Origin of the sequence: Chryseobacterium sp. B21-037, assembly GCF_028570785.1 — a bacterium.
In the GTDB taxonomy this organism is placed as follows: domain Bacteria; phylum Bacteroidota; class Bacteroidia; order Flavobacteriales; family Weeksellaceae; genus Chryseobacterium; species Chryseobacterium proteolyticum.
On the sequence record NZ_JALGCB010000001.1, the window covers coordinates 2,811,748 to 2,829,574 of the forward strand.

16 protein-coding genes and 2 tRNA genes are annotated in these 17,827 nt (G+C 34.9%); 9 read left to right on the top strand and 9 right to left on the bottom strand.

Annotated elements, in window-relative coordinates:
• Positions 1–17: 17 nt before the first annotated feature.
• The 4 genes from gap to recA all read left to right on the top strand — a co-directional run bounded on the left by gap (position 18) and on the right by recA (position 4,663).
• A complete protein-coding gene (gap, locus tag MTQ00_RS12470; RefSeq protein WP_273649415.1) occupies positions 18–1,022 on the top strand; it encodes a type I glyceraldehyde-3-phosphate dehydrogenase in 1,005 nt (334 codons plus the stop codon).
• Between the two features lie 395 nt (positions 1,023–1,417).
• On the top strand, positions 1,418–2,197 hold the full coding sequence (locus MTQ00_RS12475) for a response regulator transcription factor (RefSeq protein WP_172280443.1): 780 nt from the start codon (positions 1,418–1,420) through the stop codon (positions 2,195–2,197).
• Between the two features lie 96 nt (positions 2,198–2,293).
• Complete coding sequence (locus tag MTQ00_RS12480) at positions 2,294–3,490, top strand: oxygenase MpaB family protein (RefSeq protein WP_273649418.1); 1,197 nt, start codon at positions 2,294–2,296, stop codon at positions 3,488–3,490.
• Positions 3,491–3,655: 165 nt separating this feature from the next.
• Positions 3,656–4,663, top strand: a complete 1,008-nt coding sequence (recA, locus tag MTQ00_RS12485) for a recombinase RecA (RefSeq protein WP_172280446.1) — start codon at positions 3,656–3,658, stop codon at positions 4,661–4,663.
• Between the two features lie 270 nt (positions 4,664–4,933).
• Here recA and MTQ00_RS12490 read toward each other — a convergent pair whose 3' ends face one another.
• A complete protein-coding gene (locus tag MTQ00_RS12490) occupies positions 4,934–7,831 on the bottom strand; it encodes an alpha/beta hydrolase family protein (RefSeq protein ID WP_273649420.1) in 2,898 nt (965 codons plus the stop codon).
• Between the two features lie 156 nt (positions 7,832–7,987).
• Here MTQ00_RS12490 and htpG point away from each other — a divergent pair, with 156 nt between their 5' ends.
• Positions 7,988–9,880, top strand: a complete 1,893-nt coding sequence (gene htpG, locus MTQ00_RS12495; protein WP_273649422.1) for a molecular chaperone HtpG — start codon at positions 7,988–7,990, stop codon at positions 9,878–9,880.
• A gap of 439 nt (positions 9,881–10,319) precedes the next feature.
• Here the strand turns inward: htpG and MTQ00_RS12500 are convergent, their stop codons facing one another.
• Positions 10,320–11,012, bottom strand: coding sequence for a hypothetical protein (locus MTQ00_RS12500; RefSeq protein ID WP_273649423.1), 693 nt, complete (start codon positions 11,010–11,012; stop codon positions 10,320–10,322).
• A gap of 148 nt (positions 11,013–11,160) precedes the next feature.
• Here MTQ00_RS12500 and MTQ00_RS12505 point away from each other — a divergent pair, with 148 nt between their 5' ends.
• Positions 11,161–11,541 (top strand): helix-turn-helix transcriptional regulator, encoded by a 381-nt coding sequence (locus MTQ00_RS12505; RefSeq protein WP_172280454.1) that lies wholly within the window; start codon positions 11,161–11,163, stop codon positions 11,539–11,541.
• Positions 11,542–11,544: 3 nt separating this feature from the next.
• Here the strand turns inward: MTQ00_RS12505 and MTQ00_RS12510 are convergent, their stop codons facing one another.
• Positions 11,545–11,841, bottom strand: coding sequence for an MGMT family protein (locus MTQ00_RS12510; RefSeq protein WP_172280456.1), 297 nt, complete (start codon positions 11,839–11,841; stop codon positions 11,545–11,547).
• An 87-nt stretch (positions 11,842–11,928) separates the two neighbouring features.
• On the opposite strand from MTQ00_RS12510, the gene MTQ00_RS12515 reads away from it, so the two are divergent.
• Positions 11,929–12,075 carry a hypothetical protein gene (locus MTQ00_RS12515; RefSeq protein ID WP_172280458.1) on the top strand — a complete coding sequence of 49 codons (147 nt, stop codon included), beginning with the start codon at positions 11,929–11,931 and terminating at the stop codon, positions 12,073–12,075.
• A gap of 189 nt (positions 12,076–12,264) precedes the next feature.
• Here MTQ00_RS12515 and MTQ00_RS12520 read toward each other — a convergent pair whose 3' ends face one another.
• The 4 genes from MTQ00_RS12520 to MTQ00_RS12535 are packed head-to-tail and all read right to left on the bottom strand — an operon-like array spanning position 12,265 to position 15,392.
• A complete protein-coding gene (locus MTQ00_RS12520) occupies positions 12,265–13,239 on the bottom strand; it encodes a deoxyhypusine synthase family protein (RefSeq protein ID WP_273649427.1) in 975 nt (324 codons plus the stop codon).
• A gap of 27 nt (positions 13,240–13,266) precedes the next feature.
• Complete coding sequence (locus MTQ00_RS12525; RefSeq protein ID WP_273649429.1) at positions 13,267–13,914, bottom strand: hypothetical protein; 648 nt, start codon at positions 13,912–13,914, stop codon at positions 13,267–13,269.
• 46 nt (positions 13,915–13,960) lie between these two features.
• Positions 13,961–14,353, bottom strand: a complete 393-nt coding sequence (gene arfB, locus MTQ00_RS12530) for an alternative ribosome rescue aminoacyl-tRNA hydrolase ArfB (RefSeq protein WP_273649431.1) — start codon at positions 14,351–14,353, stop codon at positions 13,961–13,963.
• 31 nt (positions 14,354–14,384) lie between these two features.
• Positions 14,385–15,392: an AMP-binding protein gene (locus MTQ00_RS12535; protein ID WP_273649433.1), complete on the bottom strand. Its 1,008-nt coding sequence runs from the start codon at positions 15,390–15,392 to the stop codon at positions 14,385–14,387.
• A 100-nt stretch (positions 15,393–15,492) separates the two neighbouring features.
• On the opposite strand from MTQ00_RS12535, the gene MTQ00_RS12540 reads away from it, so the two are divergent.
• Positions 15,493–15,563: transfer RNA gene (locus tag MTQ00_RS12540), tRNA-Gln, on the top strand.
• Between the two features lie 171 nt (positions 15,564–15,734).
• Positions 15,735–15,805 (top strand) — tRNA-Gln (locus MTQ00_RS12545).
• 203 nt (positions 15,806–16,008) lie between these two features.
• On the opposite strand, the gene MTQ00_RS12550 is transcribed toward MTQ00_RS12545, so the two are convergent.
• Both MTQ00_RS12550 and MTQ00_RS12555 read right to left on the bottom strand, forming a co-directional pair.
• The gene (locus MTQ00_RS12550; RefSeq protein ID WP_273649435.1) at positions 16,009–17,064 is read right to left on the bottom strand and encodes an agmatine deiminase family protein; all 1,056 of its coding nucleotides are present in this window, start codon (positions 17,062–17,064) and stop codon (positions 16,009–16,011) included.
• A 55-nt stretch (positions 17,065–17,119) separates the two neighbouring features.
• On the bottom strand, positions 17,120–17,734 hold the full coding sequence (locus MTQ00_RS12555) for a hypothetical protein (RefSeq protein WP_273649437.1): 615 nt from the start codon (positions 17,732–17,734) through the stop codon (positions 17,120–17,122).
• Positions 17,735–17,827 lie beyond the last annotated feature (93 nt).

The following is a 17,827-nucleotide window of genomic DNA, read 5'->3' on the forward strand; positions in this document are numbered from 1 at the left end:
GTAAAAATCAAAATATTATGTCAACAATTAAAGTAGGTATCAACGGGTTTGGTAGAATTGGACGTCTTGTTTTCAGAGCAATGACTGAAAGAGATAACATTGAGGTAGTAGGAATCAATGACCTTATCAATGCAGAATACATGGCTTACATGTTAAAATATGATTCTGTACACGGAATCTTTCCAGGAGAAGTATCTGTAGAAGGTAATGATCTTGTAGTAAATGGAAAGAAAATCAGAGTAACTGCTGAGAAAGATCCAAATAACCTGAAGTGGAATGAAATCGGAGCTGATTATATTGTAGAATCTACAGGTCTTTTCTTATCTAAAGATTCTGCTCAGGCTCACATTAATGCAGGTGCAAAAAAAGTAATCCTTTCCGCTCCTTCTAAAGATGATACTCCAATGTTCGTAATGGGTGTAAACCACAAAGAACTTACAGATGATATTAAAATCTTATCTAACGCTTCATGTACAACAAACTGTTTAGCGCCTTTAGCTAAAGTTATCCACGATAATTTTGGAATCGTTGAAGGTTTAATGACAACTGTTCACGCAACAACCGCTACTCAGAAAACTGTAGATGGTCCTTCAATGAAAGACTGGAGAGGAGGTAGAGCTGCATTGAATAATATTATTCCTTCTTCTACCGGTGCTGCTAAAGCTGTAGGAAAAGTAATTCCTTCATTGAACGGAAAACTTACAGGTATGTCTTTCAGAGTACCTACAGTAGACGTTTCTGTAGTTGACCTTACAGTAAGAATTGAAAAAGCTACTTCTTACGAAGAAATCTGCGCTACTATTAAGGCAGCTTCTGAAGGGGAACTAAAAGGAATCTTAGGATACACTGAAGATGCAGTTGTTTCTCAGGATTTCGTAGGTGATAAGAGAACTTCAATCTTCGACAAAGACGCAGGTATTATGCTTTCACCTAATTTCGTAAAGCTTGTTTCTTGGTATGACAACGAAATGGGTTATTCTAATAAATTAGTTGACATGCTTGTTCACGCTGCTTCTTTATAAGAATCAAACATTTAAAATAACACAAACCCCGCTCATGATGTGAGTGGGGTTTTTAGTTTACCATTTCCAAACAACTAATAAAGAAAGTATAAACCATTATTTTCCTGAAAACATTTCCTTTCCGTATTCAAACTTAAAATACAATTATTAAAAACCAAATAAAAACAAAATAATATATTATTTTATGCTTATTTTAGTTAAATAAATTAATGCATTTTACAAATAAAATTAATTACCATAACAGATAATCAAAATAAAATTTCTCAAACAGTTTTGAAAATCAAGTTTTCAGGGTTATTAGTTTATAACAAATTTTGCATTTTTTTCAACACAAAAAAATCCCCCTTTAGGGGTATTTTTAAGAAAATATTAACTATCTAAAAAAGACTATTTTCATGAAAGACGCTGAAAAAAAACATCCCTTGATTGAAGTTTGGGAAAGATATCCCGCTACAAGAAAGGAAAAAAAAGAAATACTGAAGACGCCCCCTATCGAACGTATCATTGGTGAGATGTTTGCAATCGGAGAATTTTATTATTATGTATTAAATCTTACAAACAGTACCCTCTCTCATCATCATGAAAATATTTTAAAATTACATGGTTTAAAAAAAAATCCTGAAAACCTTAAAGAAGTCATAGATCTCACACATCCTGAAGACATTCCTTTTGTAATAAAAGCGGAACAGGCCGTTGTATCTAAAATGATTGAAATTGGCCCGGAACATCATCTCTACTTAAAATCGAGTTACTGCTTCAGGATGAAAACTGCAAAAGGAAATTATGAGTTGTTCCATCACCAGGCTATTCCTACCCTAGAGGATGAAAATGGGAACCTCGTACAATCCATTAATATACATACCAACATTAATCATATAACAAAGCAAAATCCTTATACCGTCCTGATTTCAGGGATTGGCCCCAGAGCCGATTTTCACCAGATGACAATAGACAATCCCTCCTCATCAACCCATCAGACACTCGAAAATCTCACCAAAAGGGAAGTAGAGATCCTTTCTCTGATTGCAAAAGGATATTCGGGAACAGAAATATCCGAAATGCTTATTTTATCTCAGCATACTGTCCGTTCTCATCGAAAAAACATCCTTACAAAAACCAATTCAAGAAATGGTAAAGAGCTTTTGAAAAAGGCTTTTGAATGGGGCATTATATAACTATTATAAAAAGATATATTTGAAGTAAACATATACTCTCCATGCTGATAAATCTCACAGAGGTATTTCGGCGTAAAACTTGTACTTTTATAATTGATGGAAAGATCAATCGTACATCCCCGTTTTAAAAATTCACCTCATTTCAAAGATTTCTGGCAAAAGGGTAACGGAAAACTGCTTATTGAATTTTCCGGTGCAGAAGTGAGTTTCAGCGAATTTGAGCAATTTTCTCCCTATTATTATCACGTTGACGAAACCGGTGACCAGGTGGTAAAAGATGTCTATTTTACTAAAAAATTTCACGAAGCTACAAGGGAAATCGAGAAATACATCAGAAATGGAGTTTCTGAAAACGATCAGGTTCCGGACAGTGTTAAAAGACTTTTCAAAGAAGTTCAGAAAAAACCTGAATGGCTAAATGAAGAATTGCTGAAAAGTGGCGCTGAGCTTTGTATGCGAAGCGGACTAGATGCCCTCATCTCTCTTAGGGATTATTGCTTGATCGGAGGTTATGATTACTCCTACCTGAATAAACCCCTTATTGTAACAGAAGCATTGAAAAAAGGAGCCGTAAAACGTCTTTCTGAAACATTGGATTTCTGGGTGAATGTAACCCGTTACCATGCCCTGGATATTCATGCCAAAGGCTATGGATTTGCTATAAAAACACGTCTTATTCATTCATATGCAAGACTTTCGATCAAAAAGCATTATGCTGATTGGGATACGGAAAACTGGGGAGAACCTATCAACTCCTGGGATATGATGGCCACCTATATAGGTTTTAGTTTGGTTTTTCTTCACAGCTTAAAAAAACTGGGCAATAGCTTTTCAAATGAAGAGGAGCTTGGTATTTTTCACCTATGGAAATATGTCGGTTATTTGCTGGGCATTCCCGAACACCTCCTTCCTGATCATAAAAAACAGGCTACGGAATATTTTTACCTATGGTCATCCATCCAGCCTCCTTCGGATAAAGACTCTGTACTCCTTGCCCATTCATTACTCGATGAATCCCTGGAGAATCCTATATTAAAGTTCAGCTTTCAAAGAAGAAATCTACGGTATCTTCATATTTGCTGCACCTGGTTTTTACTGGACGATGAGGTTTGTAAGCGATTGAATATTCCTGATGTCTCCAATAAAAAAGTTTTCCCTCAGGTAAAAAAAGCAACTAATATTATATATAATACTTTAGTAGGACGAAAAGCAAGAATTGAAGCGGGTAATAAAAAACACCTTAAAGTTCTGGAAGACTATTTAAGAATAACATCGGGCTCCAACTTCCATTAAATTGATCTGCTTTTTTAGTTTGCTATTATTTCATTCATAATAAGATAGGCACTATTTTACCAAACAGAATTATTGTTTTTTTAACTTTAAAAAGACGCTTTGAAATTGAAAAATATTAGCTTTTGATTCCAAAATTATGTACTTTTGAGAAATTATTTTTTAGAAATGAGTAACATTGACGATAAGAAAAAAGCACTGGCTCTAGTGCTTGATAAATTAGATAAAACATACGGAAAAGGAACTGTAATGACTTTGGGAGATAATTCTGTTGATAATACAATAGAAGTTATTCCTTCCGGATCCTTAGGATTAGACATTGCATTGGGAGTAGGAGGATATCCAAGAGGAAGAATCATTGAGATTTATGGACCTGAATCTTCCGGTAAAACAACTTTAACACTTCACGCTATTGCAGAAGCTCAAAAAGCAGGTGGAATTGCAGCATTTATTGATGCAGAGCACGCTTTCGACAGAACTTATGCTGCAAAATTAGGAATAGATTTAGAAAACCTTATTATATCTCAACCGGACAATGGTGAACAAGCCCTGGAAATTGCGGACAACCTTATCCGTTCAGGAGCGATTGATATTGTAGTAATCGACTCAGTTGCCGCTCTTACTCCTAAAGCAGAAATTGAAGGAGAAATGGGTGATTCCAAAATGGGTCTGCATGCAAGATTAATGTCTCAGGCATTAAGAAAACTAACTGCAACAATTTCAAAAACAAAATGTACCGTAATTTTCATCAACCAGCTGAGAGAGAAAATTGGTGTAATGTTTGGAAACCCTGAAACGACAACCGGTGGTAATGCCTTGAAATTTTATGCTTCAGTAAGAGTAGATATCAGAAAGGCAAGTGCACCGATCAAAAATGGTGACGAAGCAATCGGAAGTCGTGTAAAAGTAAAGATTGTTAAAAATAAAGTAGCCCCTCCATTCAAACAAGCTGAATTTGACATCATGTACGGAGAAGGAGTTTCTAAAACAGGAGAAATTCTTGATCAGGCTGTAGAGCTAGGAGTGGTAAAGAAAAGCGGTTCATGGTTCAGCTATGATGAAACAAAATTAGGACAAGGCCGTGATGCGGTAAAAGACGTTCTTAAAGACAATCCTGAACTTTCTGAAGAACTGGAGAATAAAATTAAAGAAGAATTGAAAAATAAATCAAAATAATTTTTCAAATCAAAATCAATAACAAAGACAGCCTTCAAGCTGTCTTTTGTTTTTACTCTATTTCCTACCCTCACAAGTGAGAAATACTCTTTGGCGCGCCGGTATTTTTGTAAGATATTGATGAGATTTACTAAAAAAATCTTTTAATCTTTTAATCTTTTAATCTTTTAATCTTTTAATCTTTTAATCTTTTAATCTTTTAATCTTTTAATCTTTTAATCTTTTAATAAAAAAAATCGGCGGAACATTTCGTCCGCCGATTTTTTATCGTTAAGGTTTATCATCCGTCAGTTCAAAGCCCCAATCTTTTCCTTTTTGGGTTGCAGAGACTCCTTTTGTCATCCATACCGGAGCTTTAGCTCCTTTAAGATAATAATCAAAAAACTGCTGCTCGCGGATTTGTATATCTTTCCTGTTCTGTCGTTTTACAAGATTATGGTCGTCACCATTATAGTTAAGAAGCCAAACGGGTTTTCCCAGACGTCGTAATGCCGTAAACATTTCAATTCCCTGATACCATGGAACTGCTCCATCTTTATCATTACTCATAATGACTACCGGAGTTTTCACCTTATTAATCGTGAAAAGCGGTGAATTTTTAATGTAAAGATCTGGTGCCTCCCAAAGATTTTTCCCTAATCTGCTCTGTGATTTTTCATACTGAAACTGCCTGTTCATTCCTGAGGTCCATCTGATCCCTCCATATGCAGAGGTCATATTGACAACAGGAGCACCACTCCACGCAGCAGTATACATATCTGTGTGAGCAATAAGGTAAGCAACCTGATAACCGCCCCAGCTTTGTCCTTGGATTCCGATTTTAGTACCGTCTACCCATGAATTCTGCTTTAATTTTTCAACTCCGGAATTAATATATTCCATTGCGGATTCCCCCGGAAAACCATCGGTATATGAAATATCCGGTGTAAAAACCAAATATCCGTTGCTCACAAAGTAAGAAATATTTAATCTTGATGGTGTCGGAGCAGGAGCAACATAACGGTTCAGATTGTCCGAAAGCTTCTCATAGAAGTAAACAATCATAGGATATTTCTTGTTGGGATTGAAATCTTCAGGCTTGTACAAAACTCCTGTAGATGAATTGCCTTTTGGTGTTGTCCAGTTGACCAATTCATTCGTCCCCCAATTATAAAGAGCTTGCTGTGGGTTTGTATTGCTTAATTTTTGTTGTTCCAAGAAATCTGATGTTGCGAAAATATCAGGCGATTCTGTATAGGATTCTTTTACCAAAATATATTCTTCCGCATTTTTAGCTTTTTGAATGCTTCGATACCCCCAGACATTTTCCATTTGGATTTTTACAGGATCAGCGTCTGACTGAATGGTTGTTCTGAAAATTCCGTTTGCTTTGGATGTATTATCAAAAGCTGATAAATAAATGGAAGATTTCCGGTTCAGGCTTTTTACATCTTTATCTAAATCGTATGTGTCGAATGTTATTTTATGTTTGCGCCCGAAGCCATTCGTGATATTCCTTGGCTTTTTTGAGCCGTTCAGGAAGAATTCCCAAAGATCGTAGCGATCTCTTATAATTACAGATTCATCTTTATCCGTCCATGATGCGATACCATAAGAATTTGGAAAATCCGGCATATCAAATTCTTCATCAACAAAAGAAACCGGCAACCCGCTATTGAGAGGAAGAGTTTGTTTTGTTTTAATATTGTAACTCAACCACATTCCTTTTTCTTTGTTGAAAATCACAAGAAATTTTCCAAGCGGAGATATGGCAACTGCCCCGTCAAGATTTTTTATAATTTCTGTTCTTTCGCCCGTCTTATTATCAATCAGAAAATAGGTTTTCTTTGTAGAGCCTTCCCATTGAGAGGAAATACGGTTATTGATACTGGTAATCCCTAATGCAAATTCAGCATTTCCTTCGTTCACCAATCTTAAAGTATCTAAATCTTCTCCATCAATATTTCTGAAGAAACCAGGCTTTTCTGTCTGCATTACTGCGGCATAGGATTTCTTCAGATCGTTTTTTAATTCTTTTAACTGTACCGTCTGAAGATAATCATCTTTATAATTCCAGATGTCCACAACAGCATGATTGTTGGCAATCATCGCAGTATCTTTTGCAACAGGTTTTGGCGCAACACCGAAATACAATTGTTTTCCGTTTTTGCTGAATAAAGGCAACCTGTTTTCAGAAACTACCCAATTCTTTTTCATCTGTTCATTTTCATTGCTTATAACCTCCTTCTTATTTCCTTTAAAATTAAAGTAATACAGCTGATATAATTTCACCAGGTCATTTTGTGCAGAAGCAGTTCCCACAAATGCCAGTTGGTCTCCTTCTTCATCGAAAGACAACTGTGAAAAATCGCCCTCCATTTCTGAAACCTTAGATACAGTCCCTTTTTGCAGATCAACTATCTGTACGGTTTGAAATGCATATTTCTTTGGCTTTGATTTGTCAGTTTCTTTTTTATCTGCAGATTTTTCACTCTCAGAATCCTTATCTTCTTTTTTCTCTTTTTTAGCCTTTTCTTCCGGCTTTTTAGTTACAAAAACCAGTTGTCTTCCGTTTTTACTGAACTCATAACGCACTACATTATCATATGTTGTACTTTTTCCATCCAATAAATTCCGTACCACCAATTGTAATGGTTTTACATTTTTATCTTCATCATTATTTTCATCTCCATCTTCTTTATCAGAAGCATCATCCGAGGATTTATCTTTTGTATTTTCCAAAAGGTATGCAACAAAAGAACCTGCTTTTTCAGGAACTTTAAATGATTTCACATTAGGAATTTTCTCAGTTTTATCATTGAGAAAATCAACTATTGCAAGACTATCTTTCGTTAATTTATTTTTTTTCAGCTTTTTATCTTTTACCGCCTTTATATCTTTATACTGTGGACGGATTTGAAAAACAGCAAACCTGGAATCATTGGTAAAATCCAATTTTGTTGCTCTTGCAAACTTCTTTGAGGTTTTATTTTTAACTGAGTGCAGAAAAAGGTTAGAATTTCCCTCCTGAGCATCTACGGAATAGGCAATCCATTTTCCATCATTTGAAATTTTTTTTGTCCCGATATTTTGCCAGCTGTCGTAAACGGAATGATCTAGAGGTTTTTTCTGTCCATACATAAAACAGGTCATGATGAGCAGAATAAAAACTGTACATTTCAACTTCATTTTTTTAATAATTTTAAAGATTTAAAAGTAAGATATTTCTTTGACAAAATTACATGAAGCTCCTGTTTCATTATAAGTTCAAGAGTGTCATTCTGTCACTTTCTTCCTCATGGTATTTTTTTTGAGAAGAATTATGCAAATCAAAACTAAATTATTATGACTAAAGGAAATATTAATGTTTCTGTGGAAAATATTTTTCCACTTATCAAGAAATTTCTTTACAGTGATCACGAAATATTTTTAAGAGAATTAATTTCCAATGCCACTGATGCTACTCTAAAATTAAAACACTTAACAAGCATTGGTGAAGCTAAGGTGGAATATGGAAATCCTAAACTTGAAGTAAAAATCAATAAGGAAGAAAAGACTCTTCATATTATTGATCAGGGGATAGGAATGACGGCCGAAGAAGTCGAAAAGTATATTAATCAGGTGGCTTTTTCAGGTGCCGAAGAATTCTTGGAAAAATATAAAGACAGTGCAAAAGATTCAGGAATTATCGGACATTTCGGTCTTGGATTCTACTCTGCTTTCATGGTTGCTGAGAAGGTAGAGATTCTTACAAAATCTTACCGAGATGAACCTGCTGTTCGTTGGATATGTGACGGAAGCCCTGAATTTACACTCGAAGAAACTACAGATAAAACTGAAAGAGGAACCGAAATTATCCTTCATATCGCAGAAGATTCAACCGAATTTCTGGAGGAATCAAAAATCCGCGAGTTACTATTAAAATATAATAAATTCATGCCTGTTCCGATTAAGTTTGGAACAAAGACCCACACTCTCCCATTACCGGAAGGTGCTCCGGAAGATGCTGTTGCTGAAACAGAGGAAGTGGACAATATCATCAACAACCCGAATCCGGCATGGACAATTGCTCCTACTGATCTCACGAAAGAGGATTATGTAAAGTTCTACCACGAATTGTATCCAATGCAATTTGAAGAACCCTTATTCAATATTCACCTGAATGTTGATTATCCTTTCAATCTGACAGGGATATTATTTTTCCCAAAGCTGGCTAACAACCTGAATATTGAAAAAGATAAAATCCAGCTGTATCAGAATCAGGTATTTGTTACCGATGAAGTAAAAGGAATTGTTCCGGACTTCTTAATGCTTCTTCGTGGTGTCATTGATTCTCCTGATATTCCATTGAATGTTTCACGTTCTTATCTGCAGGCTGACGGTGCTGTAAAAAAGATTTCTTCTTATATTACTAAAAAAGTAGCAGATAAAATGGCTTCCCTTATCAATGAAAGCCGTGAAGACTATGAGAAAAAATGGAATGATATCAAGATCGTAATTGAATACGGAATGATCTCTGAAGAGAAATTCTATGAAAAATCCGATAAGTTTTCTTTATATCCTACAGTTGATGGAACTTACTTCCTATGGAATGAATTGACTGAAAAAATCAAACCTGCACAAACTGATAAAGATGGTAACCTGATCATTCTTTATGCTTCCAACGCAGATGAGCAACATAGCTATATCCAGTCTGCAAAAGATAAAGGGTACGAAGTGCTTCTTTTAGATTCTCCTATTGTACCTCACCTTATTCAAAAGCTGGAAAGTACTAAAGAAAAGGTTTCATTTGTAAGAGTAGATGCGGATCACGTTAACAATCTGATCAAAAAAGATGAACCTGTAATCTCCAAGCTTAATGATTCTGAAAAGGAATCATTGAAAAAGAATGTAGAGGAAACCATCAGTGATGCAAAATTCACGGTTCAACTGGAAGACTTAGACAGTACGGATGCTCCTTTTACGATTACACAGCCTGAATTTATGCGAAGAATGAAAGATATGCAGGCAACAGGCGGAGGTGGAATGTTTGGAATGGGAGGCTTCCCTGAAATGTATAATCTGGTAGTAAACTCTAACAGTGAATTCGCTGGTCAAATCTTAAAAACAGAAAACCATGAAGAGAAAGCAAGCCTTATTAAATACGCTTTAGATCTTGCAAAACTTTCTCAGAATTTATTGAAAGGAAAAGATCTTACAGATTTCATCCAAAGAAGTTACAAGCAGCTTGAAAAATAAAATAACAAAAGCGATACAGATCATCTGTATCGCTTTTTCTTATAAGACTATTCTATAATATTTGTCTAAATCCTAGTTAGTTCTTAGAAAACTAAGCTTCATCCTTGATCGCTTATTCTATACCATTTTTATTTTCTGATCTGTTCGATTTAAAGATTGCTAAAACAAGCATTATCATCAAAAGAATTACCTGAACAAAAAAGTACCTATCTTCCTTATCAAATAATTGAATAGTTGAAATAACTATTAAAAAAGTATAAGCAATAACAGCATTTTTATTACGTTCCCTCCAGGCTGACATAATAAGGATAAAGAAAATTATAAAAGAGATACATTCAAAAATGATACGCCATATACTATCCCTTGTAAACAGTGGAGTAAGTATTAACATAATCATTACTATTATTATAATATACTTATTAAATTTCATATTCTATCTTTATGGTTTCCCTCCCTCTCTTACGCAACCTCGATAATCTGTTTCTGCATCTGAATTACACACAATCATATTAGTAGTAGCTACTGCTCCTCCAATTACAGCCCCCGTTCCTCCTGAAAAAATCCCTACTAAAGCAGCTCCTCCCATTGTTATTGCATAATTCCTCATACATCTATTTGATGCTTTAACAAAACCTGCCTGACAGTCTTTTCCATTTGCCATACGAGTACTTTCATCATAATTCAATTGCAAATCTACCTCATTTGTCAGCATCCTTGTTCTTTCTTCTTCTGTATATTTTGAATAAAAATCAGCATTAGATTCTCTGAAGGCTAAACTATTATCATTCATTTTCTCATACATAGAGATCAATTCCCTGCTTCTTCCAATTTTTGCAGAATTATAAAGACTTTCAAGTTCTTCTACGGTCTTAACCCTATCAATTCCCGACTGAATCAATGAAAAATCTGCGTCTTTTTCATTATCCAACAGATTCTTGATTTCCGACTGAATGCTGAGCTGGGTAGATACATAATCTGATAAAGTTCCGGAATCTGATCTCGCAGTTCTTAAAACATTTTTTTGAATTGTCTTTGTGCTGGAATTCTGTCCCGTTGATAAATCTTCGTTTGAAGAACATGCCTGAAAAATCAGCAGGAATAGCACTCCTGCCATAAGTAATTTTTTTCTCATTGTGTTGTTTTTTTATTTGTTGTACTCCAAAACTATAAAAGTCAAAACATTCAAAATGCATAATCCTGTTGCAGATTTTTTGCATTTTTCATGTACAACACAGATACAAATTTGTGTGATTTTTTGCATATTTGTATAAAAATGCGAGATGCAAAAAGAAAAGCTACGATCAATCAGAAAGAAAAAGGGATATACTCAGCAACAAATTGCTGATATCATTGCTACGGATGTTTCCAATTACAGCAGAAAAGAAAGTGGAGATGTAAAAATCGTAAGGGCTGAATGGGAAAAGATTGCTAATTTCCTCGATGTTACTATGGAGGACATTTATGAAGAAGATGACGCCCAAATTGTTGTCAATAATGATCATCCAGTATTTAACGACAGTTCTGCATCGGGAGTGTATCAATATAACAACAATACGATTCCACTTTCCATTGTTGAAAACCTTCAGGAATATATTTCTTTATTAAAAGCCGAGAACCAGAAATTACAGGCAGAAATAAAAACGCTGAAAGCAAGAAAGTAAATTCTACAATTCACTTAAAGGATCCCAAAAAAGTTTCTTGAAATTTTTAATTCTAAAATTTTCAACCACAATACCCTCTGCTTCCAGCTTAGGCTGAAATTCTTTTACAGATAAAACTCCTGAACTGGAAATTACCCTATGGGCAGGAACATCTTTTGGGCATCCACCCATAGCCTTTCCAACATGACGTGAATGATTGGGATATCCTACTGCTTTTGCAATGGCTCCATAAGAAGATACTCGCCCTTTGGGAATAAGCTTTGTAATTTCATAAACCTGTTGTTTAAAAATTTCGTCCATACACGATCATTTATATTGGTTAAAATAATTGCATCATTTTTGAATGATAATAATTTCAATGATGTTTCTCATTAAAATTATAAAGTTATGAAAAAATCATTTTTCCGCATTCTGAATGCGATCAATAAAAAGATCTTACCCAAATTAAGCGATAAGGATCCTTCTTCATTAACGAAGTTACAAAAAGGAATTCTTGCATACCGTTATTTTGTGCTTATTAATTCTATGGATTAAATTCTATAAAAAGGAAAGCTTTTATATTTTGTTAAGCCCGATATGACCAATCAATTTCTGAAGCCTCGGAACTTTTAATGATTTTAGCTATTTTAGAATAATTTTTTTAACATCTAAAAAATAAAAAACGCTCCATAATATGAAGCGTTTTTCTTATTTTATGATCCAGGATATCCCGGAAATTTCATCTTAAGAATTCTCAAGAATATAGGAGAACATTAATGGTGCACAGATCGTTGCATCACTTTCAACGATGAACTTAGGTGTTGTAATATCCAGTTTACCCCAAGTGATTTTTTCATTTGGAACTGCTCCGGAATATGAACCGTACGATGTTGTAGAATCGGAAATCTGGCAGAAATAAGACCAAAACGGTACATCATGCATCTCCATATCCTGATATAGCATCGGTACTACACAAATTGGGAAATCTCCTGCGATTCCTCCTCCAATCTGGAAGAATCCTACACCTTTCCCTCCTGAATTTTTAGTATACCAATCAGCAAGATACATCATGTATTCAATTCCTGATTTCATTGTTGTTGCTTTAAGCTCTCCTTTTATACAGTAGGATGCAAAAATATTTCCCATTGTGGAATCTTCCCATCCCGGAACAACAATCGGAAGATTTTTTTCTGCAGCAGCAATCATCCATGAGTTTTCTCTTGGAATCTCATAATACTGCTCCAAAACTCCAGAAAGGATCATTTTGTACATATATTCATGTGGGAAGTATCTTTCTCCTTTAGAGTCAGCGTCTTTCCAAATCTCCACAATATGCTTCTGCAACCTTCTGAATGCTTCTTCTTCAGGGATACATGTATCTGTAACTCTGTTTAATCCTCTTTCCAATAAGTCCCATTCTTCCTGTGGCGTAAGATCTCGGTAATGCGGAACTCTTTCATAATGAGAATGCGCAACCAGGTTCATTAAGTCTTCTTCCAAGTTTGCTCCGGTACAAGAAATAAAGTCTACTTTATCCTGACGGATCATCTCAGCAAGAATCTTTCCTAATTCAGCAGTAGACATTGCTCCCGCTAAAGTTATCATCATTTTTCCGCCATCTTTAAGATGCGCAACATAACCTTTTGATGCATCCACCAATGCAGCTGCATTGAAGTGCAGGTAATATTTCTCTATAAATTCAGAAATTGGCTTGTTCATTTATTTTGATTTTTGCAAAGATAAAACTTAAAATCGGAATGTAGCGGCAGCACTCAGAGAAAGTCTTGTTAATCCTTCCTTTTGATCATCCTCCAGCTTAAAAGATCTTCCGTTAATTGTCATTTTGCTTAATGTACCGGCTGTAAGACCGATTTTAGGACCAATAAAAAAGTTATTCAAGACTGCATATTGGTAAGCAAAATTAGCTTCCAATCCCAAATTTGACCCCGTTCCTTTAACGCTACCGGTTTTTGTTGTATAGGTAATAGCTCCCAGTGCAACATCATAATAGAATTTATGTTTAAACTCATCGTTAAAGTTAGAATACATAAATGCTGGTCCAAAGAAATTGATATTGTCTTTGGTGCTAACATATCCTGAAATAGTTTGCCCATTATTATCTCTTACGGTAATTCTTCCATCACTGGATGCACTGTAATTGGAATATTTTAATCCTAAATGTATATTCCCCTTCACGTTATAATAAGCAGAAACATCAAAATTCATCCCGCTTTTTAACCCTTTAATGTAGTTTCTTGTATCCCCTGAAATATTCGATGGAGTTTTTGCTACCCTCCATGCATATCCCACGGATGGAATGATTGAAAATTTTTGTTGTGCCATGGACATAGCAGTAATCGAAAACATCCCTAAAAGTGTAATTTTTTTTATCATTTGTTTTAAATTTCGGCAAAAATAACATTTTTTCCGAAGTGCACAATCAGAATTTAAAACGTCTGTTTTCCTTTTTGTCTGAGAGTTTCTTTTTATTATCAAGCCTTTTCTGCTTTTGACCTTTGGAAGGTTTGGTTGCGAGTCTTTTCTTAGGAATTATTAAAGCTTTATTTACAATTTCTATAATTTTTTCAACTGCTTTATTTTTATTCATCAATTGAGTTCTACTCTCAGAAACCGTCAAAAACATCAAGCCTTCTGCATTGATTCTGTTTTTTAATTTATTTTGAATTAAAACTTTTTCATCTTCAGTAAAAAACTCAGATCCGTTTACATTCCAAAGTACGGTGACAGATGTTTCCACCTTATTTACATTCTGACCTCCCGCTCCACTGCTCCTGGAAGTTCTATAGCTTAGTTCTTTTGAAAAATCTTTCATGGTTTTGAAACAAGGGTTATAGATAAAAATTTCACGACAGCATTTTCATTAATTCTAGCCGGTTCACCTTACCATTCGGAGTCCTCGGTACTTCGTCCACAAAAATAATTTCTTTAGGTTTATGAAAGTTTTTTTCAAATGGTATTTGTGAAATCCTCTCAATCAATTTTTCCGAACGTTGCCCTTCGATAACCAATACTAATCTCTGGCCTAAAATTTCATCTTTTAATCCTAAAAATAAAACTTCGTTTGCAATTTCTTTTTTGACCAATCCTTCCAGTTCTTCAGGAAAAATTTTAGCCCCTCCGGAATTAATTACATTATCAATACGTCCTAAAAATCTGAACTGATTATAATTTTTAATTTCAACTAAGTCATTAGTTTGCAGGACCTCACTGTTGACATCCGGAGCAAATATCCGGAGACATCCCCGATCATCTTTAGAGATTTCAACATGTTCAAAAGCGGTAAAGTAATCTTCAGCCTTTGGCGACAGTTGCTTTAAGGCAATATGGGATAAAGTTTCTGACATTCCATAGGTTTCAAATATGTTTGTATTGAGGTGTGATATCCTTTTTTTCAGGCTCTCTGAGACGGATGCTCCACCAATGATCAGGTTCTTTATAAGGTGAAGTTTATCCACAGAGTTTTCCACCTGTAGAGGAGTCATTGCACAAAAATCTATTTCTGCAGTAATTTCTTCAAGTGGCTGTAAAGATGGTTCTTCCACAAGCAGCTTCATCTTTCTCTCAAAGGAGCGAACTACCATCATCTTACCTGAGATATATTCTACAGGTAAACAGAGCAAAGCCGTATCTCCTTCTTTTAACTGTAAAAAGTTACACGTCATCACTGCTGAATTCATCATTTTCCTTTTTTCAATTTCAAAAACTTTAGGCGCTCCTGTTGATCCTGAAGTTTGGACATCAACTGTTTCCGAACCGGAAGTCCATTTTTCCAAAAAAAGAATGACTTTTTTTTCGAATTCCGTATGTGGATATAAGTTATTAATTTTGAGATTATTGAAATCTATCACCATGTTTTCCGCAAATAAAATGTGATGTAAATGTAAAAAAAAGTTTAAAAAGTTCTTGTATGTAGAGAAAAAAGCTTTAAATTTGCACCACTAAAAACAACACAGACCCATGGTGTAGCGGTAACACTACTGATTTTGGTTCAGTCATCTGGGGTTCGAATCCCTGTGGGTCTACAACCACTCTTTCTTAAGAGTGGTTTTTTTATTATATATGTTTAAAATCCCATTAATAAAATACTAGTACACAACTACTTATTATTTCAGGATGTATTAAAATGATTTTTTTATGCCAGATTTTTGTGTATCAAGAAAAAATTTATAAATTTGCACCACAAAAAATAACACAGACCCATGGTGTAGCGGTAACACTACTGATTTTGGTTCAGTCATCTGGGGTTCGAATCCCTGTGGGTCTACAAGCCACTCTTAAAAAGAGTGGCTTTTGTTTTTCTATTATTGATCAAAATTTTTGGATAACAAACGTAACATATCCATCAAACAGCCATACTCTTAGATAAATTTTAATTTACCACTTAATATTGTCTGAAAAGCACAAAGAGACTTTAAATAAATACCCCTGATCTAATAGATCAGGGGTATTTATTTAATATTATTATCATTATTTAGCCAATTCTCCGGCAGGTTGTTGTTGGGTTACACAATGTACCATCCCACCATTTTCATATAGGTTTCTAACATCAATTCCAATCACTTTTCTAGTAGGATACTGATCCTGAATAATTTTGTTTGCTACTTTATCATTGGGGTCACCATAATTTGGAACGAGAACAATTTTATTGGCCACGTAATAGTTTACATACGAGCCCTTTTCATCCAGTTGTTTACCATAAGCTGTTTTCACCTTGTTTTTTGTAGCAGGCACATAAACTTTTTTATATTCTTTTCCCTCCACGTTTGTGGCAGTATACAATGTATTGATATCTTTATCCGACAGCCCCATTTCTGCAAGATCCTCTTCATCCATCGTAATCATGGTATCCTTGTCTATAAACTTCATAAATCCATCAATGTGCATATCAGTAACATCCAGTCCTGTAACGCCATCCAACCAAATCACCTTTGATACTCCATAATAGGTTTTAAACATTTCCTCAGCCTCCTGCTGTGTTATCCCTTTTGTCCTTACCGAACCTTTTTTCTGGCTGATCACGGAACTTTTACATGCCATTAAAACCCCATCTCCATCAGTTTCTATTGCACCTCCCTCATTTACCATTTCTTCATTCAGATCTATAACCTTTGCCCCGATGTCTTTTCCGATACGTTGTGGAATTTCATCACAATTTTCAAAATCAAACTTTTCTCCCCAACCATTAAATCCCCAATCTTCGATCAGGAGGTGTCTTTTATTATCTTTCACGAAAATAGGTCCATTATCCCTGATCCATACATCATCTGTAGGATAGATCTTAAAATCAATATTTTTCATCGGTATGGCATTCTCCTCTAAAATATTTAAAATCCTTTTCTTCTCTACCTCATCATAAGCAATAATATGGACCTTCTCATTAACCTGTAAAGCTTTGGTCATATCAATCCATGTCTGCTCGACCCTTTCCCTGTAAGCCTTACCATGCTGGTGATGATGTGGCCACTGTAGCCATGTTCCTTCGTGAAGGGATGACTCTTCCGGGAAATAATACGTTTGTGACATACAAAACACTGAGTTTAATGTTAAAAAAAATGCAAAAAATTTATTATTCATATTATTAAAATTTCTTTCCTATAAATATTCCAAAGTCAATTGTGGTTTCAAAATTATTTCCGGTCTGAGAAACGGTACTTCCGATTCCGAACTGCATCTTCTTTTGGGTTTCTATTCCCAATCTGATGACCTGATTACTCATCTGATGCTCCTTAATGCTAAAATCAGAATCTATAATCAACATACTATACAGGCTAAACCGCTCATTAATCCTGGGTGTATATTCCATTAATGTATAAAGCCCGAATCCCATTTCTTTCCCATCGAAAGAATAAGTCAGCGCCGGATATAAATTAATTCCAAAATCTCCTTTCTCTTTAATAAAGGCAAATCCAAGCGAAGGCATTACATCTTCAGCAGATACATGAACTCCCCCTGAAATTCCCCAGTTTCTTCCTATATAATAATTAAGATTCTGATATAACTCTGCATTCCATTTCTTTGACTCATATTCGTAGGAAACTGTACCTGAAGCGAAATAATTCCATTTTGTCTTAAAATCCTTATCAAAAATCCCTAAAACTTCTGTTTCCTTGATACCTGCATAACCTTGTACTGAAATTTGAGCTGTTGCTCCATATGAAAACAGAAAAGCTACGGGAAATACTATTTTTTTCATCATTATTGTTTTCTAAAGTCTTTACTTATAAATCATCTTTGTTATTGATGACTGCAAAATTATATCGTTAAAAAACAAAAAATTGTCCTAAAA